This is a genomic window from Hymenobacter latericoloratus (assembly GCF_014199535.1).
GTDB classification, from domain to species: domain Bacteria; phylum Bacteroidota; class Bacteroidia; order Cytophagales; family Hymenobacteraceae; genus Hymenobacter; species Hymenobacter latericoloratus.
This window is the reverse complement of the sequence record NZ_JACHNV010000001.1, coordinates 69,581-93,357: the sequence shown is the minus strand read 5'-3', so window position 1 is coordinate 93,357 and position 23,777 is coordinate 69,581. Positions and strand designations below refer to the sequence as shown.

Sequence of the window (23,777 nt, the reverse complement as noted above, 5' to 3'; positions counted from 1 at the left end):
GGGCCGGTATTTAGCGGCCAACCGGGGAGGGGAGACTGCCAAGTTAGGGAAAATGCGGGCGTTTTGGCCCTTCTGGCCTATCTTTGCGACCATGAACAAACAGGTATTGTTGGTGATTCTGGACGGCTGGGGCTTGGCGCAGAATAAAGAGGTATCGGCTATTGATCAGGCGCGTACGCCCTTTGTCGATTCACTGTTTCAGCGTTTTCCGCACAGCCGACTGCAGGCTTCTGGTGAGGCCGTGGGTTTGCCCGACGGGCAGATGGGAAACTCCGAAGTAGGCCACATGAACATTGGGGCCGGCCGGGTAGTCTATCAGGACCTGGTACGCATCAACAAGGCCATTCGGGAGCGGAAGCTGGGCAACATGCCGGCCCTGGTGAAAGCCTTTGAGTACGCCCGCCTCAACAACAAGCCCGTGCACCTGATGGGCCTGCTCTCCGACGGCGGCGTGCACTCCCACCTGGAGCACCTGAAAGCCCTGTGCACCCTGGCTTACGACGCCGATGTGCACAACGTGTTTATTCACGCCTTCACCGACGGCCGCGACACCGACCCCAAGGGCGGCGTCAGCTACGTAAACAACCTGGAGCAGCACCTGCAGCGCGGGGCCAGCGGCAAAATTGCTTCTATTGTAGGGCGCTACTACGCCATGGACCGCGACAACCGCTGGGAACGGGTAAAGGTAGCCTACGACCTGCTGGTGAATGGCAAAGGCACGCCCTCCCAGAACCTGATTCAGAGCATGCAGGATTCCTACAAAGAAGGAGTGACCGATGAGTTTCTGAAGCCGATTGTGAAGGTAGGCGCCGACGGGCAGCCCCTCGCTACCATTAAGGAAGGCGACGTGGTGCTGTGCTTCAACTTCCGCACCGACCGGGGCCGGGAAATTACGCAGGCCCTGACCCAGCAGGATTTCCACGCTTTCGAGATGCGCCGGCTGAGCCTGCACTACCTCACCCTAACTAACTACGACGCCACCTTTACCGGCGTCACGCCCATCTTCGAGAAAGACAACCTGGAAGAAACGCTGGGTGAGGTGCTGGCCGCCAACCACAAAACCCAGATCCGGATTGCTGAGACGGAGAAGTACCCGCACGTTACGTTTTTCTTCTCGGGAGGCCGTGAAGTAGAGTTCGAAGGCGAAAAGCGTATCATGCGGGCCTCGCCCAAAGTGGCTACCTACGATTTGCAGCCTGAGATGAGCGCCTACGAGCTGCGCGACGCCTTGGTGCCGGAACTACAGGCCAAATCGGCTGACTTTGTAGTGCTGAACTTTGCCAATACCGACATGGTAGGCCACACGGGCGTGTTTGCCGCCGCCGTGAAAGCCGCCGAAGCCGTGGACGAGTGCACCCGCGGGATAGTGGAAGCCGCCCTGGCCTCGGACTACGCCTGCATCATCATTGCCGACCACGGCAACGCCGACATGATGATTAACCCCGACGGCACGCCCAACACCGCCCACACCACCAACCTGGTGCCCTGCATCCTGGCCTCCCATGACTACCGCGGCACCCTGGCCGATGGCAAGCTAGGCGACATTGCCCCCACCGTTTTGCAGCTAATGGGCCTACCCCAACCCGAGGTAATGGGCGGCCAAAGCCTGCTGCGCCCCGAAACCACGCCGAATGCGTAGCGTATTCGGCTGGCTACTGGGCACGGTGGTTCTTCTTTCGGCCTGCGAGCCCGGCCAGGACGCTACCGTGCGCCCCAACCCGGCCAATAGCAAACCGGCTTACTTCAACCTGCTGGGCTTCCTGGAAAAGCAGGCTACCCTGCTGAACGGGCGGAAACCTGTCGTAGAAAAGCAGGCAGTTCTCCGCGACGGGCACCAGGAAACCACCCGCGTTACCCAAACCGACTGGGCCAAAGAACTGCAGATTTTTCAGCAGGCCGACATCAACAAGCCGGCCTTGCGCGGCCTCTACCAGGTTGATTGCGTTACTACCCCTGCCGGGCTGGTACGCCGTAGCTACCGGCGCCAGCCCGGCACCGAGCACCCCGTTGAGCAGCTTACGGTAGTCAGCCGGGGGGGTAGCGTGCAGGAGCTGACCGCCACCGTAGCTCAGGACAACCCGCTGGTGTACTCCGCCAAAACCATGACGCTACGCTGCCAGAACGGGCAAATCAGCAGCTACCAAGTGAGCGGTGTGCAGAAACTGGTGTTGTTCGATTCGGTGCGGTATGCGGTTCGGGCGCGGGTGTTGTAGCGCTCAGGTATGCTCTATCAGTGGGTTGATTTTCATACTACTGCGTACCTGCTGGCGGCGCCGCTGGCAATGCTTCTGAACAGGAAGCTATCCGGAGCGTTCCGCGGGGAGCAGGCCTTGCTCAACCGCCTGTTTGCCGCCGCTGCTCTAGGTAGCTTACTCTTGCTTTCACTGGAGATTTTCCGGGCCTGTTCTTCCGAGGATGAAATGGAGCGGTACGGGCTTATCAACCGTGCGACGGGCCCGTACTGGTGGGCGTTCTGGTCCATGATTGCTGCCTACGGACTGGCGCAGTTGTTCTGGCTCCGACGGCTGCAGCATAGCACGGCCGTAGCGGCAAGTTGCCTGGTGCTGCAATCGGTAACGCTGCTGTTCCCATTGCTGCTCCCCCTTTTGCCGGGCCGCGACTATCTGCCTAGTAGCTGGATGATGTTTTCTTACCAGCAACTTTTCCTCGTGCCGCTGGCTGGCCTTATGTTGCTGGAGGCCATACTCCTGCGGCGGCTGCTTGCCTGGTTGCGTCGGTCCTATTCCAGGTAAGGCTCTACGCGCACGGCGCGCAGCTGCCCGCCCTGGTATATCACTGAAACGTAGTTGGTTCGCTCCGTGTCGCCAATCCGGACCTTATCGGTGGCAGTGGCGGCGGCGCGGCAGGCGGGCTCCAGGCGGGTGCGCAGACGGCGACCGTAGGTGGGCTGGAAATTGGTGATGGTGGCGTTGCGAAGCAGGTCTTTTTCCGGCGCCCGGTAAAACTCAAACACGTTGCCCAGATGGCGCACCAGCAAAATGGTGTCAATCTGCCCCGCTTCGTACACATTCTTGAAAGGGCGGCGGGCTGCTACCCGGCCGCCCGCCTGAAGCAGTTCCCGCACCGTAGGCTCTTCGCCAAAGGGCTGCCCGGCCAGGGAATCGTTGGTCAGGCGGGCTACCGGGGTAGATGGGGGTGCAGCCGCCCGGACTGTGCGGGGCCGCTGTTGGGCCGCCACTTTCCGGGGAGGCTTTTCGCCGCTACCCGGCTCCACAGGGCCAGCCGCCAGCAGTACCGCGCAGAACGAGGCAGCGGAAACAACTTTGGCAGCGGATACGAATAGGGCGGCAAGCATGAGCAAGAGGCTTTTTGCCCTATACGCAAACAACCAACGGCCGGCTCGGTTACGGCCCGCTATTCCGTTCAATCCGTGCCATTTGTCTGTCAGAGGACACTACTGCCCCATAAGGGTAGCCACCACCCAGCGGCGGCCGCCGTGGTTGCGGTGCTCGCCCAGGTAAATGCCCTGCCAGGTACCCAAAGCCAATTCGCCCTTGCTGATCGGGACGCTCACGGCGTGGCCCAGCAGACTGGCCTTGAGGTGGGCCGGCATGTCATCGGGGCCCTCCAGGGTGTGACGGAAATAGGGCGCGTTTTCAGGCACCGTGCGGTTGAAAAACTGCTCGAAGTCGTGACGCACGGTGGGGTCGGCGTTTTCGTTGAGGCTGAGACTGGCGGAGGTATGCTGAATAAAGAAATGAGCGGTGCCTACCTGCAGCTGCTCCAGCTCCGGCAACTCGGCCACCAGCAAATCGGTAATCAGGTGAAAGCCCCGGCTGACGGCCGGCAGGCGCAAACGCTTCTGAATAAACTGCATACGCGGGGCTGCTTACGGGTTTTTACGCTCAAAGGCCCCAATGTCGGGCGGACTGAGGCGCGGGCGGTTGAGCAGATCAGTCGTGAGGCCGGGCAGGGCTACGGCTTTGTTGCTGGCGGGCGAGAGGGTGTCGAGCTGATAGTCGAAGGTTTTGCCGCGCGGGCGGTAAGGCGTACTCCGGAACAGGTAAGTCTGGCCTTCCAGGGGGTTGAGGATGTTGCCATTCCGGGCCTGGCCCAGGGGGCCGGTGTTGTCGTATTTTTTGGTACGCAACACACTGGTGCTGATGCTGATATTGCTGGCATACTGCTCTCCGTTCACGAAAGCCAGCTCTTCGCCTTCCCGGCCATTGCCCCACACAATGGAGTTGCGCATGGTCAGGCGTGGGGCAATGGCCGGGCGGGCCCGGCCGTTTACTTCAATGGCATCGGCCAGCAGAAACGTAGGGGTTTGGCGGTTCGCCTGAACGGTGTAGTTGGCAATGGTGCAATACTCAAACTGATAATTGCCGCCCTGCACGCCAAACACTGCATACTGCTCGCAGTTGGTGATGAGGGTGTTACGCACCGTAAAATCGCCGGAGAGACCCAGGAGGGCGGCGCCTTCCAGCCCAATGGTCAGGCCCGAGTTGGTAAAGGCCTGCTTGGCGCTGGAAATATTCTGGATGGTTGCGTTTTCGACCGTGACGCTGGGGAAAGGCCGCAGATTGCGCGGATTAATCACCAGCAGCCCAAAGGCGCTGTTCTTGATTTCGGCGAAGCGCACCACGTTGTTGCGGCTGCTGGAGAGAAACCAGATGCCCGCCCACTGGCCCGGGGTATTGGCGTACTGCTCCTCGCGCCGGTCGCCCTGAAAGCGCACGAAGTTACGGTTATCCGGCTTCAGCTCGCCGGTGGGCTGGTAGGTAGGGTTTACCAGCAGCTGCCCGCCCACCAGCAGCGCGGCTCCGGCATGAGCGTAAATCCGGGCGCCCGGCTCAATGGTCAGCGTCACGGCCGAGTCCACCAGAGCGTAATCGAAGATAACGTGGGGCTTATCGGCTTTCCACACCGTATGGCGGCTGATGACGTCCCGGGTGTGGAAGTAGGCGTTCTGGCCGTAGCTCAGAATTTTGACCTGCTGCTCGTTGCCGTTGGTGCGGAAGCGCAGGTTGTCAATCAGCCGGAAGGGCTTCAGGTCGTTGGGGGTGGGGTCAATGGTAGCGCGCACCAGCACCAGCAGGCTATCCTTGCCCCTGATTTCTACGTCGCGGGCCGTATTGCCAGTGTCGCCGTTCACCAGCAGGCTGTAGGTGATGCCCGGCTGACTCTGCACGCTGATTTCCGACACGCGCACGGCCCGCGGGTTGCGGTTGTACACCCACAGGCGCTTGCTTACCGTGCCCACCGTCACGAATACCGTATCGAACTTCACGGTATCCAGCGAAAACTCCAGCCGGGCGCTGCCATCAGTCGTGACAATATCTTCTTTCGGTTCGCAGCCGGGTAGCAATACCGTAGCGGCTGAAAGCAGCAAGAGCAACGGGAGGAGAAAGCGCATACGTATAGAAACGGACCCCTATAAAAGCTGTCATCCTGAGCGGGAGCGGAGGACCTCTTCGGAGAGTAACGCTTGATTACCTTCTGCAGAGGTCCTTCGCTGCGCTCAGGATGACAAACGAATGGTTGGCTACTAAATTACGCGACGCCTTCCTTCAGGCGCTCAGCGCTTTCGGCAATGCGGAGCTGCTCCACGAAGTCGTCGATGTTGCCGTCCATTACGGCGCTCAGGTTGTACACGGTGTAGCCGATGCGGTGGTCGGTTACGCGGCCCTGAGGGTAGTTGTAGGTACGGATTTTATCGGACCGGTCGCCACCGCCAATCATGCTCTTACGGGCCGCGCCTTCGGCCTCGTTTTTCTTGGCCAGCTCGATTTCGTAGAGGCGGGAGCGGAGTACCTGCAGGGCCTTATCGAAGTTTTTGAGCTGGGACTTCTGGTCCTGGCACTGGGCCACGATGCCGGTGGGAAGGTGGGTCAGGCGCACGGCCGAGTAGGTGGTGTTTACCGACTGACCGCCGGGCCCGCTGGACATGAACAGGTCCTTGCGCACCTCGTTCATATCGATTTCCACGTCCAGCTCTTCAGCTTCGGGCATCACCACAATGGAGGCCACGGAGGTATGGATGCGGCCCTGGGTTTCGGTGGCCGGCACCCGCTGCACGCGGTGCACCCCCGATTCAAACTTGAGCTTGCCGTACACGTCCTCGCCCTTCACGGCCAGGATAATTTCCTTGTAACCGCCCGAAGTGCCCTCCGTGGCATCAATCAGGTCCATGCGCAGGCCTTGCTTTTCGGCGTAGCGCATGTACATACGCTGCAGGTCGCCGGCAAAAATAGCCGCCTCGTCGCCACCGGCGCCGGCCCGGATTTCCATGATAACATCCTTGCTATCATTGGGGTCCTTGGGAATCAGCAGCTCCTTGATAACGGCTTCCAGGCGCTCCTGCTCGGGGTAGAGGGCTTCCAGCTCGTCCTTGGCCATCTGGCGGAACTCCTCGTCCTTTTCCGTGGCAATAACTTCCTTGGCGCTGTCGATGTTGGCCAGCACGTTCTGGTAGGCCTTGTACTCGGTTACGATCTTGCCGAGGTCCTTATATTCTTTGTTGAGGGCCTTGAAGCGTTTCATGTCGCTCATGGCTTCGGGTTGGGTAAGCTGTTCGCTCACGTCCTCAAAGCGCCGTTGAATGGCCTCCAGTTTATCTAGCATCTTGCCTTCAGAAAATGTATGGGGAGTGCAAAGGTACGGAAACGAAGCTGACCATATATACGCCCGCGACAGTAGCACGGAAAGCAGCCTGCACCTTGCTCCGACCGGAACCGCACCTTGCCGCCGGAATGGTAAATTATTCTGGCTTAAACGATTGGCCGTAACAAAAAATTCCTACTTTGGGGCCAGCAACCCGCACGTATGGCCTCCTTCCGAGCCCTTTCTGTTTCACCCCGCTCCCTGATGGCCGGCCTGGCCACCTCAGCCGGAACTACCGTGACAACAACCCGCTAAGCGGGCTGCGGAACTCCTTACCCTTTTCTTTCCATGCAGCCCGCCTCGCCGGTCAGCTCCCAGAGCTACCGGACCGACGCGGGCCTTTTCTTGTTCCTTCTGACCCAACGGCATACTATGCAGGTACTGAAATTTGGAGGCTCCTCCGTGGCCTCGGCTCCCAACATCAGCCGCGTATTGGAGCTGGCCGAGGCCGCCGCCCGGCAGCAGCCCACCGTGGTAATCGTATCGGCGTTGGGTGGGGTAACGGATGCCCTGATCAGGGCCGGCCGCCTCGCCGCCGCCGCCGATGCCGGCTACCGGGAGCAGCTGCGGGAGCTGGAGCAGCGCCACCTGGCGGTAGTACGGGAGCTGCTACCCCTTGCCGGGCAGAGCGGCGTGCTGAGCTTCGTGAAAACCCACTGCAATGAGCTGGAAGGCCTTTGCCAGGGTGTATTTGCCCTGGGCGAGCTGTCGGCGCGCACCCTCGACCGGCTGGTGAGCTACGGGGAGCTACTTTCCTCGCAGGTGGTAGCGGCGGGGCTGGCGGCCCGGGGCACGGCCCACCAGTGGCTCGACAGCCGCCAGCTGATCCGGACCGATGCGCGCTACGGGCACGCCACCGTGGACTTTGCCACCACCAACGCCCAGATACAAGCTGCCGTAAGTGGGGCCGAGGTGGCGCTGTACGTGGCGCCGGGCTTTGTGGCCGCAGCCCCGGACGGCAGCACCACCACCCTGGGCCGCGGCGGCTCCGACTACACGGCCGCCATCTTTGCCGGGGCGCTGGGGGCTAGTCGGCTGGAAATCTGGACGGATGTAAGCGGGATGATGACGGCCGACCCGCGCCTGGTGCGCGCCGCCCGCCCCATTCCGCGCATCAGCTACCAGGAGGCCATGGAACTGTCGCACTTTGGGGCCAAGGTGCTGTATCCGCCCACCATTCAGCCGGTTATGCAGCGGGACATTCCGCTTTGGATCAAGAATACGTTTGCCCCCGAAGATGCCGGGACGCTGGTGGAGGTAGCCGCGCCGGCCAGTCCGGCCATCGTGCGGGGCCTTTCCAGCATCGGGCCGGTGGCCTTGCTGCGGTTGGAAGGCAGCGGCATGGTAGGCATTCCGGGCTTCTCGCGGCGGCTGTTCGCGGCCCTGGCCCAGGAGCAGATCAACGTAATTCTCATTACGCAGAGCTCCTCGGAGCACTCCATTTCCGTGGCCGTACGCGCCGCCGACGCCCCCCGCGCCCGGCGGGCCGCCGACGCGGAGTTTGCCCCGGAAATAGGGGTAGGCCGCCTGGACCCGCTCTACTGCGAAGACGAGTTGGCCATTGTGGCCCTGGTGGGCGAGCAAATGAAAAACCACCCCGGCATCAGTGGCCGCCTGTTCGGGGCGCTGGGGCAGAATGGGGTCAACATCCGGGCCATTGCCCAGGGCTCCTCGGAGAAAAACATTTCCACGGTTATCCGGCAGCACGACGTGCGCAAGGCCATCAACGTACTCCACGAAACCTTCTTTGAGGCCACCACCCGGCAGGTAAACGTAGTTATTGCGGGTACGGGCAACGTAGGCGGCAAGCTGCTGGAGCAACTGGCCCGGCAGCAGCCCTGGCTGCGCGAAAAGCTGCGCCTGAACCTGCGGGTGGTAGGCCTGGCCAACAGCCGGCAGTTTGTGCTCGACGAGGAAGGCCTGGACCTCACGAGCTGGCAGCCGGCCCTGGCTGCCGGGCAACCTCTTAACCTACCGGCTCTGACGGAGCAGCTCCTGGCCCTGAACCTGCGCAATACTGTATTCGTGGACGTGACGGCCAGTGCCGACGTGGCCCAGGTATATGCCGGGCTGCTGGCCCGCAGCGTGGCCGTAGTGGCCTGCAACAAGGTGGCCGCCTCATCGGAATACGAAAACTACGCCCGCCTCAAGGCGCTGGCCCAGGAGTTCAATACGCACTTTCTGTTTGAAACCAACGTGGGCGCGGGCCTACCCGTCATCGGGACCCTGGGCGACCTGCTGCGCAGCGGCGACGAGGTGCAGCGCCTGGAAGCTGTACTGTCGGGCACCCTGAACTTTGTGTTCAATAATTACGATGGGTTGCGGCCATTTGCGGAGGTAGTGCGCCAGGCCCAGGCCGAAGGCTACACCGAGCCCGACCCCCGCCTCGACCTGACCGGCGTGGACGTGGCCCGCAAGATTCTGATTCTGGCCCGCGAAGCCGGCTATCCGCTGCAGATAAGCGAGGTAAACAACCAGCCCTTCCTACCCCCTGCCTGCCTGGAAGGCGACGTGCCTGCCTTCTATGAGCAGCTGGCCCTGCACGAACCCCATTTCCGGGCCCTGTACGATGCCGCGGCGGCCCGGGGCGAGAAGCTGCGGTTTGTGGCCAGCCTCACCGATGGCCGGGCCCGGGTGGGCCTGCAGGCCCTACCCCCCTCCCACGACCTATACTCCCTGCAAGGCAAAGACAACGCCGTGCTGTTCTATACCAACCGCTACCCGGAGCAGCCGCTCGTTATTAAAGGAGCCGGCGCGGGGGCCGAGGTAACGGCCTCCGGCGTGTTTGCCGATGTGCTGCGGGCCGTACAGTCCTGACGCGACCCGGGTGGCGGCTTGCGGGCCGGCTACGCTTACTGCTTTCCGGACTGGGGCGCTACCTTGCCCTTCGCCCGCAACCTTCTCTACTTTCCCTGCATGCGTTTTTCTTCCCACCCCGTTACCGTACTAGCGCCCGCCACCGTTGCCAATGTGGTGTGCGGGTTTGATGTGCTGGGTTTTGCCCTGGCCGAGCCCGCCGACGAACTGCAGCTACGCCTGACCGAGCAACCCGGCGTAGTAATTACCCACGAAGATGACTTCGGCCTGCCCACCGAGCCGGCGCGCAACGTGGCCGGGGCCGCCCTGCTGGCCATGCTGCGGGCCGTACCCGAGGAGGTAGGCGTAGAAATCAGCATCCGCAAAACCATTCGGCCGGGCAGCGGCATTGGCAGCAGCGCGGCCAGTGCCGCCGGGGCCGTGGTGGGCCTGAACGCCCTGCTCGGCAACCGCTTCAGCCAACCCGAGCTGGTGCACTACGCCATGTATGGCGAGGAAGTGGCCTCCGGCGCCCGCCACGCCGATAATATTGCGCCGGCCATTTACGGCGGCGTCACGCTGATTCGGGCTACCCTGCCGTCCCCCGACGTGGTGCCCCTTGATGCGCCGCCCTTGTTTGTGACGGTGGTGCACCCTCAGATTGAGATAAAAACCGCCGATGCTCGCAGAATTCTGCGGCAGGAAGTACCTCTGCGCGACGCCATCCGGCAGTGGGGCAATGTGGGGGGGCTGGTGGCGGGCCTGCTCCAGCACGATTACGCCCTGATTGGCCGCTCCCTGGAAGACGTAGTGGTGGAGCCCGTGCGCAGCATCCTGATTCCGGGCTTTGCGGAGGTGAAGGATGGCAGCCGGGTGGCTGGGGCGCTGGGCGGGGGCATTTCCGGCTCGGGGCCGGCCCTGTTCATGCTCAGCCAGGATGAGGCCACGGCCCGCGCCGTGGAAAACGTGATGCACGCTACCTACCAGCGCCTCAGCCTCGACTACCATACCTACGTCACGACTATTCACCCCACCGGTTGCCAGGTAAGCAGCGAAGCTCCGGCCGGCCCGGAAAGCCGCTAAACCTTTCTTTCGGGCGGCGCTGCAAAGCGCTCCGGGAAATGTCTTCCGCTGGTTCTGCTGCCAACACGCTTCTTAGCCCTTACCCCATGCGCTACTACAGTCTTAGCCGCCAAGCTGATACCGTTGATTTCCGGGCTGCTACCGTAGCCGGGCAGGCCCCCGATGGTGGCCTGTACTTCCCGGCCGCTATTCCGCGCTTTACGCCTGGTTTTGTGGAGCGGCTGCCCCACCTGGACGCCGGCGAGGTAGCCTATACCGTGCTGGCCCCGTACGTTGGCGGCACCATTCCGGAGCTGGAGCTGCGCCGCATCTGCGCGGAGACGGTAAACTTTCCGTTTCCGGTGGTGCCGGTTACCGACCACATCCGTGCGCTGGAGCTGTTCCATGGGCCAACCCTGGCTTTCAAGGATGTAGGGGCCCGATTCATGAGTCGGTGCCTGGGCTACTTCTCCCGCCACGAAACCCGGCCCTTAACCGTGCTGGTAGCCACCTCCGGCGACACCGGCGGGGCCGTAGCCAGCGGCTTTCTGGGGGTGCCGGGCGTAGAGGTAGTGGTGCTTTACCCAGCCGGCCGCGTGAGCCCGGTGCAGGAGCAGCAGCTCACGGCCCTGGGCCAGAACATTACGGCGCTGGAAGTAAACGGCAACTTCGACGACTGCCAGCGCCTGGTGAAACAGGCCTTCCGGGATGAAGCCCTGCGGAGCCGGCGCCACCTCACCTCAGCCAACTCCATTAACGTGGCCCGCTGGTTGCCCCAGCAGGTGTACTACTGCTACGGGGCAGCCCAGGTGCGGGCCACTACGGGCCAGCCGCCGGTAGTGGCCGTGCCCAGCGGCAACTTCGGCAACCTCTGCGCGGGGCTGCTGGCCTACGTCTCGGGGCTGCCGGTAGCGCATTTTATAGCCGCCTGCAATGCCAACGCGGCCGTGCCCGCCTACCTCGCCACGGGCCAGTATGCTGCCCGGCCCGCCGTGCCTACCCTCTCCAACGCCATGGACGTAGGTGACCCCAGTAACTTCGGGCGCATTCTGGAGCTGTTCCGCCACGACTACCCCGTTATCCGGGAGCTGCTGACGGGCTACTCCGTATCGGATGAGGAAACCAGCGCCACCATCCGGCGCGTGCATGCCCGAACCGGCTACGTGCTGGACCCCCACGGCGCCGTAGCCTTTTTCGCCCTCGATGACTACCTGCGCCGGCACCCACAGGCCCAGGGCCTGCTGCTGGAAACGGCCCACCCCGTTAAGTTTCCGGCGGCCGTAGAGCCGGCCATCGGTGAGCCCGTGCCCGTGCCGACCGAGCTGCAGGAGCTTATGCGCCAACCCAAGCGCAGCATTCTTCTGGAGCCGGAGTATGAAGCCCTGCGCGCCTACCTGCTGGAAACAGCGTAGGCAATGCCTACCCCCGCTGGCCGTGGCACCATCTGAGGTTGCGGGCTAAATCATCCGGGGGTATCTTTTGGTTGAATGGGCAGAAGTGTGTCCCTTTGCGCCTGTTCTGCCGACTTTAAAAGCTGCCTCCCATGCGTTTTCTCTTTCGCGCTGCCCTGCTGCTGCTACCCCTCTCTGCCTGCAATGCCGATCAGGTAGATCACCTGAGCAATACCAAGGAGCTGGCTATTGAGGCCGAAAACTGGCAGGTAAAGCGCATCATGCCCAAAGACCTGCTCCGCGCTACCCGCTGGGCCGGCGACTCCCTGACTCGCACGGCCGAGCGGGAGCTGCGCCAGGTGCTGGCCGCCCGGCTGCAGGACGGCGGAGTGGCCGCGGCCCTACCCTACTGCCGCCCCTCGGCCCTGCCCGCTACCGATTCGCTGGCCCGGGTGCTGCAGGCCTCGCTTACCTGGGTGAGTGCCCGGCCCCGCAACCCCGCCAACCGCGCGGCCCTGTCGGCTCCCGACCTGGACCCCGCTGATACCGCACGCCAGGTAGCCCGGCCCGGCACCGAGGAGTTCACCTACCAGCGCCCGGTAGTGCTTTCCGATGCCCTGTGCCTGCGCTGCCACGGCACGGTGGGCCAGGACATTACGGCTGCCGACTACGCCCTGCTTCGGAAGCAGTACCCCCCCCAGGACCAGGCTACCGGCTACCGGCTGGGGCAGAGCATGGGCGTGTGGCGCGCCAGCCTGAAGCGCCCGGGCGTGGCCGAGTTCTATACCATGAAAACCCGGAAGGTGATGAAGAAGCGCAAGCCGCTTTTTTAGCGTAGTTTTCAGCCCCGGCCCCTCCCGGAGCTTATCCGTTTCCGTCCTGCCCCGGCAGTAGCCCCGTTCTGCGCCCATGCCCTACCGTCGCTTTCTTCTGCTTTTCCGCAGTTTGCGCTTCTTGTTGGCAGGGGCGCTGCTGCTTATCAGCCTGCCTGCCCTGGCCCAGCAGCCCGACTCGGCCCAGCGCGCTACCCCTGCCCTCGCCAGAAAGGTAAGCGCCAGCCAGCCTTACCGCATTTTGGGGCCCGACAGCATTGCCCTGTTCTACAACGCCGACTACGACCTGTGCCCACCCGGCTGCTCGGCCATCCGGCGCCATACTCGCTTCGACGATAACGGGCAGTTTTTCGGCTACGTGCGCGACTACTGGATGCACAATGCCCAACCGGCCCTGACCGGCACGTACCGCAACGGCCTCAAGGACGGGATGTTTGAGGTGTTTCACCTGAATGGTACGCTTGCCGTTCGGGCCTACTACTGTGCGGGGAAGCCCGTGGGCAACTGGGCCTACTGGTACCCCTCGGGCCAGAAGCGCCAGGTGCTGAGCTTCGGCGCCGGCAATACTCTGCTTATACAGCAATTCTGGACCGAAGAAGGCCAGCAGACCGTGCAGGATGGGCAGGGCACCTGGTACCGGGTAGATGGTGACCTGCGCGTAAGCGGCGCCGTAGCCAACGGCCGGCCCGACGGCAAGTGGCGCGTGCAGGAAACCACGGGCAAGCAGAAAGTTCTGGCCGAAGAAACCTTTGCCAAAGGGCGCTTCCGGGCCGGCCTTACGCGGCCATCCGGCATCTATTATTACGAGGCCTCGCGCATCTACATTACTGATCTGGACACCTACAGCCAGGCCGAGGAATTTGTGGTGCAACCTAACTGCCCGTCTGGCCCACCCAAAGCGGCCACCCAGTAGCCTGGGCGAGCCCCTCACCCGGTTTCAGCGCGCAGCCCAACCTTCGGGCGGGTTTTGGAGTTTGGGCAGGGTATGACTACTGCCGCCACTACTTCTGATTCTGAACTGCCCGTTGTAATTATCGGGGCCGGCATGGCGGGCCTCACCTGCGCCTGCTACCTCCACCGCGCCGGCCGGCCCGTGCTGGTGCTGGAAGCCGCGGATGCGGTAGGCGGCCGGGTCCGGACGGATGTAACCCCGGAAGGCTTCCGCCTCGACCGGGGCTTTCAGGTGCTGCAAACCAAGTACCCCGAGGTGCAGCACCTCATCGACTACGGTGCCCTGCAGCTGCAGGCATTCCGCTCCGGCGCCGTCATTCGCCTGCCCAACGGGCAGCAAACCACCCTGCAAAACCCCTTGCAACAACCCACGGCGGCGTTTTCGGCCCTTACGTCCCGCGTGGGTACCCTGCCCGACAAGCTGCGTATTGCCAGCCTGGTGCAGCATGTGCGCGGCTACACCAGCGGCCAGCTTATCAGCCGCAACAGCACCAACCAGCTGGATACCCTCACTTTTCTGCGGCAGTACGGCTGGAGTGAGCAGATCATCAACAACTTCTTCCGGCCCTTCTTCGGGGGCGTGTACCTCGACCGGAGCCTGAGCACGGCGGCCAACTTCTTTGAGTTCGTATTCAAGCAATTTGTGGAAGGCGAAGCGGCCATACCGGCGCTGGGAATGCAGCAGATTCCGGAGCAGCTGGCCGCCCGCCTGCCCGCGGGCAGTATCCGGCTCAACACCGCTGTTACCGCTCTCGAAGGAACCCTGGTGCGCCTATCAACCACCGAAACCGTTGCGGCCGCGGCCGTAGTGGTAGCCACCGACGGCGCGGCCGCCGCCCAACTGCTGCCGCCCGCCCCTGAGGCCAACCCGGTGCAGTGGCGCCAGACCACCTGCACGTACTTTGCGGCCCCCGCTACCCCCCAGCGCCCCGACAAGCTGCTGCGGCTTAACGCCTCGCCTACCGGCCTGGCTCACAACGTGTCTTTTTCCTCGGATGTGGCGCCGGCCTACGCTCCCGCCGGCCAGCGGCTGGTATCCGTGAGTACCCACGGCGAGCATGGCCTCCCGGAAGCAGACCTGACCCGGCAGCTGCAGACCGAGCTGACGGCCTGGTTTGGCCCCGAGGCAGCCCAGTGGCGGCACCTGCGCACCTACTTCATTCCGCACGCCCTGCCCGTATACGCGGCCGGACAGCCTGCCCGGCAACCCCTGAAGCTGCACAGTACCCTGTACCGCTGCGGCGACCACACGGCCTACCCCTCCCTGAACGCCGCCATGGCCTCGGGCCGCGAGGTAGCCGAAGCGCTCCTTAGCTCTTCCTGACCGCCGCCTCGCGCCGGTTCCCGCCCACCCGGTTTGGGTGGACGCGGCGCGCCGGACGGATTGACTTCGTACTGACGCCCACCCACAAAGGTTTGGGCGCACGAAGGGGGTAGGCCGCACGAGCCTCGGCCGGTCGGGCGCCTCCGCCCACCGGACCGGGGTGGGCTACCCGGCCAGAATCAGTTGGGCCGGGCAGTGGTCGGAGTGCACCACGTCGCGGAGCAAATGCGCCTCCTGAATACGGGGCCGCAGCACTTCATCTACCAACAGGTGGTCGAGGCGCCAGCCTACGTTGCGGGCCCGGGCGCCGGCCCGGTAGGTCCACCAGGAGTAGTGGCCGGGGGCGTCGCCGTGGTGGTGGCGGAAAGAGTCGGTATAGCCGTCGGCCAGCAGGTCGCGGAACCATTGCCGCTCCTCGGGGGTGAAGCCGGGGCTTTGCTGGTTGGCCTTGGGATTGTGCAGGTCAATTTCCCGCTGACAGCAGTTAAAGTCGCCGCCAATAATGAGCGGGGGAGTGCCTGCGGCCTGCAGCTCACGCACGTAGCGCCGGAAAAAGTGCAGCCACTCTACCTTGAAGGCCTGGCGCTCGGCCCCGCTCGTGCCCGAGGGCATGTACACGTTCAGGACCGAGTACTCCGGAAAATCAAGCCGCAACACCCGGCCCTCAGCATCATACAGTGCCGTGCCACAGCCCTCTACTACCGCGGTGGGCTTTTGCTTTGAAAACGTGGCGACGCCGCTGTACCCGGGTTTCTGGGCCGGGTGCAGGTAGGCGTGGTAGCCCAGGGCCACTAGCCCGGAAACATCCAGCGGCTCCCGCCCGGCCTTGATTTCCTGCAGGCACAGCACATCGGGGTTGGCTTCCCGCACCCAGTCCACCAGCCCCTTGCTCAGGGCCGAGCGCAGGCCATTCACGTTATAGGAAATAATGTTCAAGGGCAATACGTAAGGGAATGTTACTCAAGAAATGAGTTTCGGGCCCAACTGCCAGTCGGGCCAGCTGCAACACCGCACGGGCCGATGCTGCCGCGCTACAGTGCCAGCCGGCGCAAAACGTCCCGGCTTAGTGCCCGGCAGGAACCGCTGTAATGATTACTCCTGGGTATCGAAATACTCCAGAATATGCCACTTCAGCATTCGCTCCTGCTCCTTAAGGTTGGCAAAGGGCACTGGGTGCACGAGGCGGTAGTGGGGCCAGCCATCCTCGTCCACCCGCTCCAGCTCGTAGTAGCCGGAAAGGCTGAACAGGCGGCAGGTAGCAATGTGCATCAGGTCCTGCTTCTGCTCCTTGGTAAAGGGGCCGGCGCCCTGGCCCAGCTCCTGCACGCCAATGAGCAGCAGCAGAGCGTTCAGGTCGGGCTTTTTGCCGAAGCGCTGCCGCAGCTGGTTCATCAGCTCCCACCAGCGCTGCTCAAACTGCGCCTCCGTTTCCTGAGGGTCGAGCATGGCTAGGCGTCGTGGGAATGGGGCGGGGCAGCCACGGCCGCTTCCTCTTTCAGGGCCTCCCAGTACTCCACGGCCCGGCGGAAGTGCGGGATGACAATGCTTCCCCCAATGAGGTTGGCAATGGCAAAGACCTCATAGATTTCTTCGTCGTTGATGCCCTCCTCGTAGCACTTGCCCAGGTGGTACTTAATGCAGTCGTCGCAGCGCAGCACCATGGAGCAGGCCAGGCCCAGCATTTCCTTGGTTTTTACATTCAGGGCACCTTCCTGATATGTATTGGTATCGAGGTTGAAAAACCGCTTAATAACCTTGTTATCGGCCGCCATGATCTTTTCGTTCATGCGCTGGCGGTAGTCATTGAATTCTGAGACGAGGCTCATAACTAGGCGAAGTAAAAAGTGAACAGGTTACCCGGGCGCCAGTGCTGCCGCTCGGCAGCACAGGTGCGGCGGACCCCGTTGGCCAGCCGCTGGCGGGGGGCCACAACAATTTCCGGGAGTCGGGTTTAAACCTTAAAATTAGGGAGAAGTTCGCCAGTGCCTCATGTTTAAGGCCGCGTTGTGCCGCCCGCGCCGCAGCCGGCCACCCCCGTGTTTTATTCTTTATGCCTCTCGCTACGCTTGTTACCGATTTTGTTGCCCTGCTTTTCCCGCAGGTATGCCTGGCCTGCCAGGAGCCCCTGGCGCGGGGCGAAGACCATATTTGCACGGCGTGCCGCGCCCAGCTGCCTTACACCGATTACCACCGCCTGCCACCCACGGAAAACCCGCTGGCCCGACGGTTCTGGGGCAAGCTGCCGGTGCAGCATGCCTTTAGCTACCTGCGCTTTCAGAAGCATGGCCGCGTGCAGCACCTGCTGCACCAGCTGAAGTACCGAGGCCAACAGGAGGTAGGGCAAGTGCTGGGCCGCTGGTTTGGGCAGGAGCTGGTTGAGGCCGGCTTCGCGCCCGACTTCGACCTGATTCTGCCGGTGCCGCTGCACGCCCGCAGGCTGGCCCAGCGCGGCTATAACCAGTCCGACAGCTTCGCCGAAGGCCTGGCCGCTAGCTTGCACTGCCCCTGGCAGCCCGACGGCCTGCGGCGTATTACCAGAACCGAGTCGCAGACCCGTAAGAGCCGCCTGCAGCGCTGGCAGAACGTGGCGGAAGTTTTTGAGGTGGCCCGGCCGGAGCTGATAGCCGGCCGCCGGGTAGTGGTAGTGGATGACGTGCTGACTACCGGCGCTACCCTGGAAGCTTGTGCTACCGTACTGCTGGCTGCGGGTGCCGCTACCGTCAGCGTGGCCACCATTGCCACTGCCGACCGCTAATCACGGATTGTCGCGAATGGGCCCGGGCCATCACGGATTTTGCGGGCTTGGCGAAGGCAAAGCCGGAACGTAACTCTGCAAGGGCAGCCGGAAGCAGTAAAGAACAAGATAACCACAAGTCATAACCCGGCCGGGACTCTGCCACCCTACCCCCTCAACTAGCAGCAAGCCCAGCCAGACAGCCGAGCCACCTCCGACGCCAACCAACAAAAAGGCCACCCCTTGCGAGGTGGCCTTTTTGTAATCGTCCACGAAAATCCGTAATCCTTATTTGTTCGAGCCGGCGTTGATCATGGCGCAACGGAAACCAATGGTAGCCGTTGCCGAGTCTTCAGCCATGAAGCGGCGCGTACCCGGCGAGAGCCAGTAGGCTACGTCGCGCCAGGAGCCGCCTTTGTACACGCGCACGTGGTCGTCGATGAGGGACTGGTAGCCTTTTTTGTCGTAGCGCTCGGAAGGGTCGAGGAAGCCATTACGACGGAAAGGGTTCAGATCTTCCACGTCCTCGAAGGAAAGCGGACGGTAGATGTCCTGTACCCACTCGTTCACGTTGCCCGACATGTTGTACAGGCCGTAGTCGTTGGGTGGGTAGTTGTAGATGTACTCCGTAATCATGGCGCCATCGTTCAGAGCGCCAGCAATACCGGCGTAGTCGCCGCGGCCCCGCTTGAAGTTCGCCAGGAACTGGCCCATGTTCTTGCCGTAGGGGTTCCGTACCTGGCGGCCATCCCAGGGGTAGATGCGCTTGTTCTCCTGGTTTTCGTTGCCGGTTTCCTGAGTACCAACGAGAGCCTGAGCAGCGTATTCCCACTCTGCCTCCGTGGGCAGACGGTAGTTGGGCAGCGTGTTGCCGTTCTCAATGGCAATCTTGGCTTTGCCGCCGTCCTCGGAAGTACCTTCGGCAGCATCGCCACCTTTGTTTTTCTTCCGGCCAAACAGGCCACCACCTCCGCTGCCCCCCTCGTCGCCTTCGCCGCTTTCACCGGCCAGGCGCTCGTTTACTTTAGCGGTGCGCCAAGTGCAGTAGTCGTTGGCCTGCAGCCAGCTTACGCCCACTACCGGGAAGTAGCGGAAACCGGGGTAGCGCAGGTAGTAATCTACGTAGGGGTCGTTGAACGACAGCTCGCGGGCCCACACGGTGGTATCGGGCAGGGCCGACTGATAAAATTCTTCTGCCGAGTCCTTGCGCACAAAGTGCAGGTATTCCAGCCAGTGGATGTTAGCCACCTCAGCTTCATCCATATAGAAGGATGCCAGCGTTACGGTCCGCTCGATGTTGTCGTGGGTCATGGCCACGTCCTCTTCGGAGGAGCCCAGAACCGTACGACCTCCTTCGATAAACACCAGACCGGGACCCTCAGGAATGCCTTTGTAATCAGACACCTTCATGCCTTCCTCGGTATTGTATTCGATGCCCGTGGTAGAGCTATACTTACCGGGTTTGGTGGCGGTAGGAGGCCCTCCTTTACAGGCGGCCAGCGCGCAAGCTCCCACAACAGCAAAGCGCAAGTACTTGGAAAAATTCATGATCAAGTTGAAACTACCTGTTAGAAAAGCGTTTAGACAAGGCAAGTCGGCTGCAATAATACAAAAAATCAAAAGGCCGGGCAAGGAATTGACGGGTAATTCCGTCGTTTCAGCCGGCGCCAGGCGGCTTCCAGCGAATCAAACTCCCGAAGGGCCAGCGAAATTTCATGAGCGCCACCTAAATCACGGCTGAACTGACTGAGGCTCACATCGTAGCTATAACCGAGCCGAAAACTTCCCACCCCTACCCCGGCCAGCACCGTCAGAACCTGCTGGGGCTTAGGCGCACCGGGCAGCGGCACCCCCCGGTACACGGCCCCCAGCGTGAGGGGCGTCGCGGTAAAGTACAGTCCGGCCTCGGCCCGCCGGGAGCCGCCCTGCTGGCTGTAGGCCACGGTAGGAGCCACACTGATTTCATGATACTCGCCTTTGGTGGTGGAGCGAACAACATAGTGCCTGTAGCCGGCCTGCAGGTTCAGGCGCAGCGGCAGGGTAGCCTGCGAGACGAAAGCCAGATCGGGTTGGTTCAGGTGGTGGGCCGCCGCGCCCAGCCAGAACCGCTCCGTATACAGCAGCCCGCCTACGCCGGCAGTAACGTAGTGCACTGGCTTATAGTCTGCTACCTCCAAACTAAAGTCGCGCGTGACGCCCTCGTCGGAAAGCTGGTCGCCGAAAACGAGGTTGCCGTAGCTCACGCGCTGCAGCCCGTAGCTTACGGACGCCCCCCCGCTCAGGCTCAGCTGCTCATTCAGGCGCAGGTGGTAGGCGTACACGCCGCCGGCCTGCAAGCGCGTGTAGCCGATGCCCCCGGTCCGGTCGTAGTTTACCAGCAGGCCCACGGCGCTGCGCTGGTTGGGCAGGCGGTAGTCGGCGGCCAGCTGGCTGCTTTGGAAAGTGCCGGCCAGGGTCGGGAACTGGTTACGGTAGCTGAGCGTGAGGCTGTAATCGTCGAGCAGGCCGGCGTAGGCGGGGTTGAGCTGCAGGCGGTTAGCGTAGGGCTGAGCGAAGTACAAATCCTGAGCCTGGCCCAGGCCACCCGCGCCCACTACCAGGCTGGCCGCCAGCAGTCCGCGGCGGCACTGGATGATAGACGGGTACGGCGGGCGGAGCAGCGGCATAAACACGAATCCTAACGGTGAAAGCTCCGGATTTGGTACGCGGTGGGCGGCGTCCGGAGAGCTAAAATGGGATTTTCTTTTCTGACTTGTGGCACCAGCTGCGGGGGTAGCCGCGTTAGGAAACTCAACCTTATCGTTTTTTTGGGGTCTTTCCCCGCGGCTGGTAGGGTTTCGCACTACTTTTGCCTGACCCGTGCCGATTGGATTCTGCGGCCGCTGGCCCTCTTCTTCGCTTCTCTTTTTTCCTCTACCGTTATGCGTAAGTTCTTTGTTGGGCTGCTGATTTTTCTGGTGGTCCTGATAGCCGGGCTGGGCCTGGCCCCGCTGCTGTTCAAGGACAAGATTAAAGCGGCCTTCGACCAACAGCTGGCCCAACGGGTGAAGGCTACGGTGCAGTACGACCCGGCCAACGTGGACGTGACCTTGCTCAGCTCCTTCCCGAACCTGGCCCTGCAGCTCGACCAGCTGCGGGTAATCGGCCAGGACTCGTTTGCCCGCGACACGCTGGCCTACCTGCCCCGGGTGCGGGTAGGGCTGGATTTGCTGAGTGTGCTGGGCGGCGGGCAGATCAAGATTAAGAACGTAACCCTGGAGCAGCCCGACCTGAGCCTGCGGGTGCTGAAAAGCGGACGCGCTAACTGGGACGTGTACGTATCGGACTCGGCGGCGGCCTCCAAGGGGCAGGACACCACGGCCGTGAGCCTGGCTATTCAGGGCTGGCAGATCAACAACGGGCGGCTGCGCTACGAGGACCTGACCATTCCGTTCGGGATGCAGCTGCGGGGCGTGAACCATACCGGCTCCGGCGACTTCGAGCGGAACGTGTTTGATATGGTCAGCCAGACCACGGCCGAAAGCCTCTCGATGCAATATGCTGGCACCGAGTACATCACCAACAAAAAGCTGGATGCCGATGTGACCCTGGCCATGAACCTGGAGGAGATGCTCTTCACCTTTAAGGACAACCGGGTGAAGCTGAACGATTTTCCGGCCACATTCCAGGGCACCATCGGCCTGCCCAACGCCACCGACATCACCTACGACCTGACCTTCCGGGCCCTGGAAACCGACTTCAAGAACATTCTGAGCCTGGTGCCCGGCGCCTACACCGCGCAGTTCAAAGACATAGAGGCCACGGGCAAGGTCGCGTTCGACGGCTACTTCAAGGGCGTGCAGAACGCGGTGAAGATGCCCGGCTACGGCCTGAACCTGCAGGTAAAGGAGGGCAGCTTCCACTACCCCCAACTACCCCAGCGGGCCCGCAACATCAACGTGGACCTGGCCGTGGATAACCCCTCGGGTTTCACCAACAACGTGAAAGTGAACGTAAAGCAGTTCCACCTCGACCTGGGCGCGAACCCCATCGACGGCAACGTGGCCATTGACGGGCTGGAGCCGATGCGGGTGGACGGCCGGGTGAAGGCCAACGTGGACCTGGCCGAGATGATGAAGGTGTACCCGGTGCAGGATTTGCTGCTGCGCGGCAAGCTGTTCGTGGATGGCACGGCCCGGGGCGTGTATTCGAGCACCCAGATGCCGGTGGTGCAGGCCAAGCTGAACCTGACCAATGGCTACGTGAAGAGCAAGCAGTTTCCGGCCCCCATCGAGAACCTAACCCTCAATGGCACCGTCACGAACCCCACCGGCCAACTCAACGACACCCGCGTGGACATTCCGCAGTTCCGGATGCTGCTGGACGGGGAGCCGCTGCAGGGCCGCGTGGCCACCCAGGGCGTGGATAAGCTGCGCTTCGATACCGACGTGAACGGCATCATCGACCTGACCAAGCTGACCAAGATCTTCCCCCTGCAGGGCATGACCGTGACGGGCCGCCTCAACGGCAACGTGGCCGCCAAAGGCAACATGGCCGACATTGAGGCCGGCCGCTACCAGACGGTTATAGCCTCCGGGACCGTAAACGCCCAGAACATTACCTACAAGAGCACCGACCTGCCCCAGGGCATGAAGGTGACGCGGGCCACGGCCACCTTCAACAACGACAAGATTGTGCTCCAGAACATGGCCGGCTCGGTAGGCTCCTCCGATATTGCCGCCTCGGGCACCATCAGCAACTACCTGGGCTACCTGTTCGTGCCCGGCCAACCCCTGCGCGGCAACCTAACCGTGAACAGCAACCGCTTCAACGTGAACGAGTGGATGGTGGATGAGGTGTCGCAGAAGCCCACGGTGGCCGCTACCGGTGCCGCGCCGGCCAAGGCCGAAGGTGTGCTGCAGATTCCGAAGGAGTTTGATCTGGTGCTAAACACCACCGTGCAGCAGGTGGTGTATGACAACCTCAGGCTCGATAACGTGAAGGGGGTAGTAACCGTGCGCGACCAGGCAGCTATTCTCAACGGACTGACCTTTAACACCCTGGGCGGATCCTTTGCTACCAGCGGCAGCTACAGCAGCAAAGACCTGGCCCACCCTAAGTTCAACCTGGGCCTGAACATCAAAAACCTGAATTTCCAGAATGCCTTCAGGGCTTTCAACTCCGTGAAGGCCATGGTGCCCCTGGCCAGCAGCCTGGAGGGCGTATTCTCCACCAACTTCAACGTGAGTGGGGAAATGGGCCCCGACATGATGCCCCGCTACAACACGCTCACTGGCAAGGGCTTGTTTGAAGTGGTGCGGGCCGCGGTGGCCAACTCCTCGGTGCTGGAGAAAATCAGTACCCTGACCCAGTTTCAGGAGCTGAAAAAGTTTGCCGTGGACAACAAGGACGTGGCCGCCGAAATCATCAACGGCAACTTCGTGGTGAAGCCCTTCGACCTGACGGTGGGCCAGATCAAGATGACGGTGGGCGGCTCCAATAACATCAGCAGCGGGGGGCTGGAGTACGTAACGGCCCTGAACGTGCCCACCGGCAAACTCGGCACCCAGCTCAACTCCCAGCTCACGCGCCTCACCGGCGTGCAGAATCTGCAGGGCACCGACCGGGTAACCCTGGGCCTGACCATTGGGGGCACCGTTACGAACCCGCAGGTGAAGCTTTCCAGCGGCAGCGTGAAAGCCCAGGCCAAGGATTTGGTCAGCAACATTGTGCAGGCCAAGGTAGATGACGCCAAGCTGAAGCTGCAGGCCCGGGCCAAGGTAGCCCAGGACAGCCTGCAGCGGGAGCTGCAGCGCAAGCAGCAGGAGCTGGCCGACAAGGCCCGGCTGGAGCTGGAAAAGAAGCGCCTCGAAGCCCAGGCCAAGCTCCAGGACAAAGCCAAGCAGGGCCTCAACAACCTGATTTTCGGGAAGCCCAAGGCCCAGCCCACCAAGCCCGCCCCTGAGCAGCCCAAGCCAACGGAGCCCACCCCTACCCCCGCCGATAGCACGAAGGCAGGACAGTAGCACTTCGTTGGCTTCGCTCCCGGTAAAAGTTGGCTGACTTCTTGCTCGAACGGGGCC

General features: G+C 62.5%; 20 protein-coding genes. 11 read left to right on the top strand and 9 right to left on the bottom strand.

All coding sequences use genetic code 11. From position 1 onward, the window contains the following. Window positions 1–91 precede the first annotated feature (91 nt). From gpmI to GGU46_RS00390, 3 genes are read left to right on the top strand one after another with little or no spacing between them, the layout of a single operon-like run. Window positions 92–1,639: a 2,3-bisphosphoglycerate-independent phosphoglycerate mutase gene (gene gpmI, locus GGU46_RS00400; protein WP_183401628.1), complete on the top strand. Its 1,548-nt coding sequence runs from the start codon at window positions 92–94 to the stop codon at window positions 1,637–1,639. Beyond that, a complete protein-coding gene (locus tag GGU46_RS00395) occupies window positions 1,632–2,213 on the top strand; it encodes a hypothetical protein (RefSeq protein ID WP_183401627.1) in 582 nt (193 codons plus the stop codon). Before gpmI ends, GGU46_RS00395 begins: the two co-directional genes overlap by 8 nt. A gap of 9 nt (window positions 2,214–2,222) precedes the next feature. Next, window positions 2,223–2,753, top strand: coding sequence for a hypothetical protein (locus GGU46_RS00390; protein WP_183401626.1), 531 nt, complete (start codon window positions 2,223–2,225; stop codon window positions 2,751–2,753). Here the strand turns inward: GGU46_RS00390 and GGU46_RS00385 are convergent. The 4 genes from GGU46_RS00385 to prfA form a co-directional block, all read right to left on the bottom strand. Continuing rightward, window positions 2,741–3,316 (bottom strand): hypothetical protein, encoded by a 576-nt coding sequence (locus GGU46_RS00385; protein ID WP_183401625.1) that lies wholly within the window; start codon window positions 3,314–3,316, stop codon window positions 2,741–2,743. The two genes, GGU46_RS00390 and GGU46_RS00385, sit on opposite strands and share 13 nt — an antisense overlap. A gap of 99 nt (window positions 3,317–3,415) precedes the next feature. Beyond that, complete coding sequence (locus tag GGU46_RS00380; RefSeq protein ID WP_183401624.1) at window positions 3,416–3,838, bottom strand: secondary thiamine-phosphate synthase enzyme YjbQ; 423 nt, start codon at window positions 3,836–3,838, stop codon at window positions 3,416–3,418. Between the two features lie 12 nt (window positions 3,839–3,850). Beyond that, a complete protein-coding gene (locus GGU46_RS00375) occupies window positions 3,851–5,377 on the bottom strand; it encodes a right-handed parallel beta-helix repeat-containing protein (protein ID WP_183401623.1) in 1,527 nt (508 codons plus the stop codon). Window positions 5,378–5,514: 137 nt separating this feature from the next. Then, entirely contained in the window at window positions 5,515–6,585 is a 1,071-nt protein-coding gene (prfA, locus tag GGU46_RS00370; RefSeq protein WP_183401622.1) for a peptide chain release factor 1, read from the bottom strand. A gap of 327 nt (window positions 6,586–6,912) precedes the next feature. Between prfA and thrA the strand changes: the two genes are divergently transcribed. From thrA to GGU46_RS00340, 6 genes are all read left to right on the top strand, one after another. Continuing rightward, window positions 6,913–9,441, top strand: a complete 2,529-nt coding sequence (thrA, locus tag GGU46_RS00365) for a bifunctional aspartate kinase/homoserine dehydrogenase I (protein WP_246398714.1) — start codon at window positions 6,913–6,915, stop codon at window positions 9,439–9,441. A 99-nt stretch (window positions 9,442–9,540) separates the two neighbouring features. Further along, window positions 9,541–10,503 (top strand): homoserine kinase, encoded by a 963-nt coding sequence (locus GGU46_RS00360; RefSeq protein ID WP_183401621.1) that lies wholly within the window; start codon window positions 9,541–9,543, stop codon window positions 10,501–10,503. A gap of 86 nt (window positions 10,504–10,589) precedes the next feature. Further along, window positions 10,590–11,894 (top strand): threonine synthase, encoded by a 1,305-nt coding sequence (gene thrC, locus GGU46_RS00355; RefSeq protein WP_183401620.1) that lies wholly within the window; start codon window positions 10,590–10,592, stop codon window positions 11,892–11,894. A gap of 131 nt (window positions 11,895–12,025) precedes the next feature. After that, entirely contained in the window at window positions 12,026–12,706 is a 681-nt protein-coding gene (locus GGU46_RS00350) for a c-type heme family protein (RefSeq protein ID WP_183401619.1), read from the top strand. Window positions 12,707–12,782: 76 nt separating this feature from the next. Beyond that, complete coding sequence (locus GGU46_RS00345) at window positions 12,783–13,619, top strand: toxin-antitoxin system YwqK family antitoxin (RefSeq protein ID WP_183401618.1); 837 nt, start codon at window positions 12,783–12,785, stop codon at window positions 13,617–13,619. Between the two features lie 72 nt (window positions 13,620–13,691). After that, the gene (locus GGU46_RS00340; RefSeq protein WP_183401617.1) at window positions 13,692–14,981 is read left to right on the top strand and encodes a protoporphyrinogen/coproporphyrinogen oxidase; all 1,290 of its coding nucleotides are present in this window, start codon (window positions 13,692–13,694) and stop codon (window positions 14,979–14,981) included. Window positions 14,982–15,146: 165 nt separating this feature from the next. Here GGU46_RS00340 and GGU46_RS00335 read toward each other — a convergent pair whose 3' ends face one another. The 3 genes from GGU46_RS00335 to GGU46_RS00325 form a co-directional block, all read right to left on the bottom strand. Next, a complete protein-coding gene (locus GGU46_RS00335; RefSeq protein ID WP_183401616.1) occupies window positions 15,147–15,917 on the bottom strand; it encodes an exodeoxyribonuclease III in 771 nt (256 codons plus the stop codon). 156 nt (window positions 15,918–16,073) lie between these two features. Further along, entirely contained in the window at window positions 16,074–16,427 is a 354-nt protein-coding gene (locus GGU46_RS00330) for a hypothetical protein (RefSeq protein WP_183401615.1), read from the bottom strand. Window positions 16,428–16,429: 2 nt separating this feature from the next. After that, window positions 16,430–16,807, bottom strand: coding sequence for a carboxymuconolactone decarboxylase family protein (locus tag GGU46_RS00325; RefSeq protein WP_183401614.1), 378 nt, complete (start codon window positions 16,805–16,807; stop codon window positions 16,430–16,432). A gap of 224 nt (window positions 16,808–17,031) precedes the next feature. Between GGU46_RS00325 and GGU46_RS00320 the strand changes: the two genes are divergently transcribed. Then, window positions 17,032–17,736 carry a ComF family protein gene (locus GGU46_RS00320; protein ID WP_183401613.1) on the top strand — a complete coding sequence of 235 codons (705 nt, stop codon included), beginning with the start codon at window positions 17,032–17,034 and terminating at the stop codon, window positions 17,734–17,736. A gap of 267 nt (window positions 17,737–18,003) precedes the next feature. Here GGU46_RS00320 and GGU46_RS00315 read toward each other — a convergent pair whose 3' ends face one another. Both GGU46_RS00315 and GGU46_RS00310 read right to left on the bottom strand, forming a co-directional pair. Then, window positions 18,004–19,263, bottom strand: coding sequence for an SUMF1/EgtB/PvdO family nonheme iron enzyme (locus GGU46_RS00315; protein ID WP_183401612.1), 1,260 nt, complete (start codon window positions 19,261–19,263; stop codon window positions 18,004–18,006). Window positions 19,264–19,331: 68 nt separating this feature from the next. Next, the gene (locus tag GGU46_RS00310) at window positions 19,332–20,381 is read right to left on the bottom strand and encodes a PorP/SprF family type IX secretion system membrane protein (protein WP_183401611.1); all 1,050 of its coding nucleotides are present in this window, start codon (window positions 20,379–20,381) and stop codon (window positions 19,332–19,334) included. 255 nt (window positions 20,382–20,636) lie between these two features. On the opposite strand from GGU46_RS00310, the gene GGU46_RS00305 reads away from it, so the two are divergent. Further along, on the top strand, window positions 20,637–23,720 hold the full coding sequence (locus tag GGU46_RS00305) for an AsmA family protein (protein WP_183401610.1): 3,084 nt from the start codon (window positions 20,637–20,639) through the stop codon (window positions 23,718–23,720). Window positions 23,721–23,777 lie beyond the last annotated feature (57 nt).

Excerpts from the sequence above, each read along its gene's own strand:
- GGU46_RS00350 (WP_183401619.1), top strand. The coding sequence starts at position 12,026 with ATGCGTTTTCTCTTTCGCGCTGCCCTGCTGCTGCTACCCCTCTCTGCC.
- GGU46_RS00330 (WP_183401615.1), bottom strand. The coding sequence starts at position 16,427 with ATGCTCGACCCTCAGGAAACGGAGGCGCAGTTTGAGCAGCGCTGGTGG.
- GGU46_RS00315 (WP_183401612.1), bottom strand. The coding sequence starts at position 19,263 with ATGAATTTTTCCAAGTACTTGCGCTTTGCTGTTGTGGGAGCTTGCGCG.
- gpmI (WP_183401628.1), top strand. The coding sequence starts at position 92 with ATGAACAAACAGGTATTGTTGGTGATTCTGGACGGCTGGGGCTTGGCG.
- GGU46_RS00390 (WP_183401626.1), top strand. The coding sequence starts at position 2,223 with ATGCTCTATCAGTGGGTTGATTTTCATACTACTGCGTACCTGCTGGCG.
- GGU46_RS00375 (WP_183401623.1), bottom strand. The coding sequence starts at position 5,377 with ATGCGCTTTCTCCTCCCGTTGCTCTTGCTGCTTTCAGCCGCTACGGTA.
- GGU46_RS00310 (WP_183401611.1), bottom strand. The coding sequence starts at position 20,381 with ATGCCGCTGCTCCGCCCGCCGTACCCGTCTATCATCCAGTGCCGCCGC.
- GGU46_RS00340 (WP_183401617.1), top strand. The coding sequence starts at position 13,692 with ATGACTACTGCCGCCACTACTTCTGATTCTGAACTGCCCGTTGTAATT.
- GGU46_RS00345 (WP_183401618.1), top strand. The coding sequence starts at position 12,783 with ATGCCCTACCGTCGCTTTCTTCTGCTTTTCCGCAGTTTGCGCTTCTTG.
- GGU46_RS00395 (WP_183401627.1), top strand. The coding sequence starts at position 1,632 with ATGCGTAGCGTATTCGGCTGGCTACTGGGCACGGTGGTTCTTCTTTCG.
- prfA (WP_183401622.1), bottom strand. The coding sequence starts at position 6,585 with ATGCTAGATAAACTGGAGGCCATTCAACGGCGCTTTGAGGACGTGAGC.
- GGU46_RS00305 (WP_183401610.1), top strand. The coding sequence starts at position 20,637 with ATGCGTAAGTTCTTTGTTGGGCTGCTGATTTTTCTGGTGGTCCTGATA.
- thrA (WP_246398714.1), top strand. The coding sequence starts at position 6,913 with ATGCAGCCCGCCTCGCCGGTCAGCTCCCAGAGCTACCGGACCGACGCG.
- GGU46_RS00325 (WP_183401614.1), bottom strand. The coding sequence starts at position 16,807 with ATGAGCCTCGTCTCAGAATTCAATGACTACCGCCAGCGCATGAACGAA.
- thrC (WP_183401620.1), top strand. The coding sequence starts at position 10,590 with ATGCGCTACTACAGTCTTAGCCGCCAAGCTGATACCGTTGATTTCCGG.
- GGU46_RS00380 (WP_183401624.1), bottom strand. The coding sequence starts at position 3,838 with ATGCAGTTTATTCAGAAGCGTTTGCGCCTGCCGGCCGTCAGCCGGGGC.
- GGU46_RS00320 (WP_183401613.1), top strand. The coding sequence starts at position 17,032 with ATGCCTCTCGCTACGCTTGTTACCGATTTTGTTGCCCTGCTTTTCCCG.
- GGU46_RS00360 (WP_183401621.1), top strand. The coding sequence starts at position 9,541 with ATGCGTTTTTCTTCCCACCCCGTTACCGTACTAGCGCCCGCCACCGTT.
- GGU46_RS00385 (WP_183401625.1), bottom strand. The coding sequence starts at position 3,316 with ATGCTTGCCGCCCTATTCGTATCCGCTGCCAAAGTTGTTTCCGCTGCC.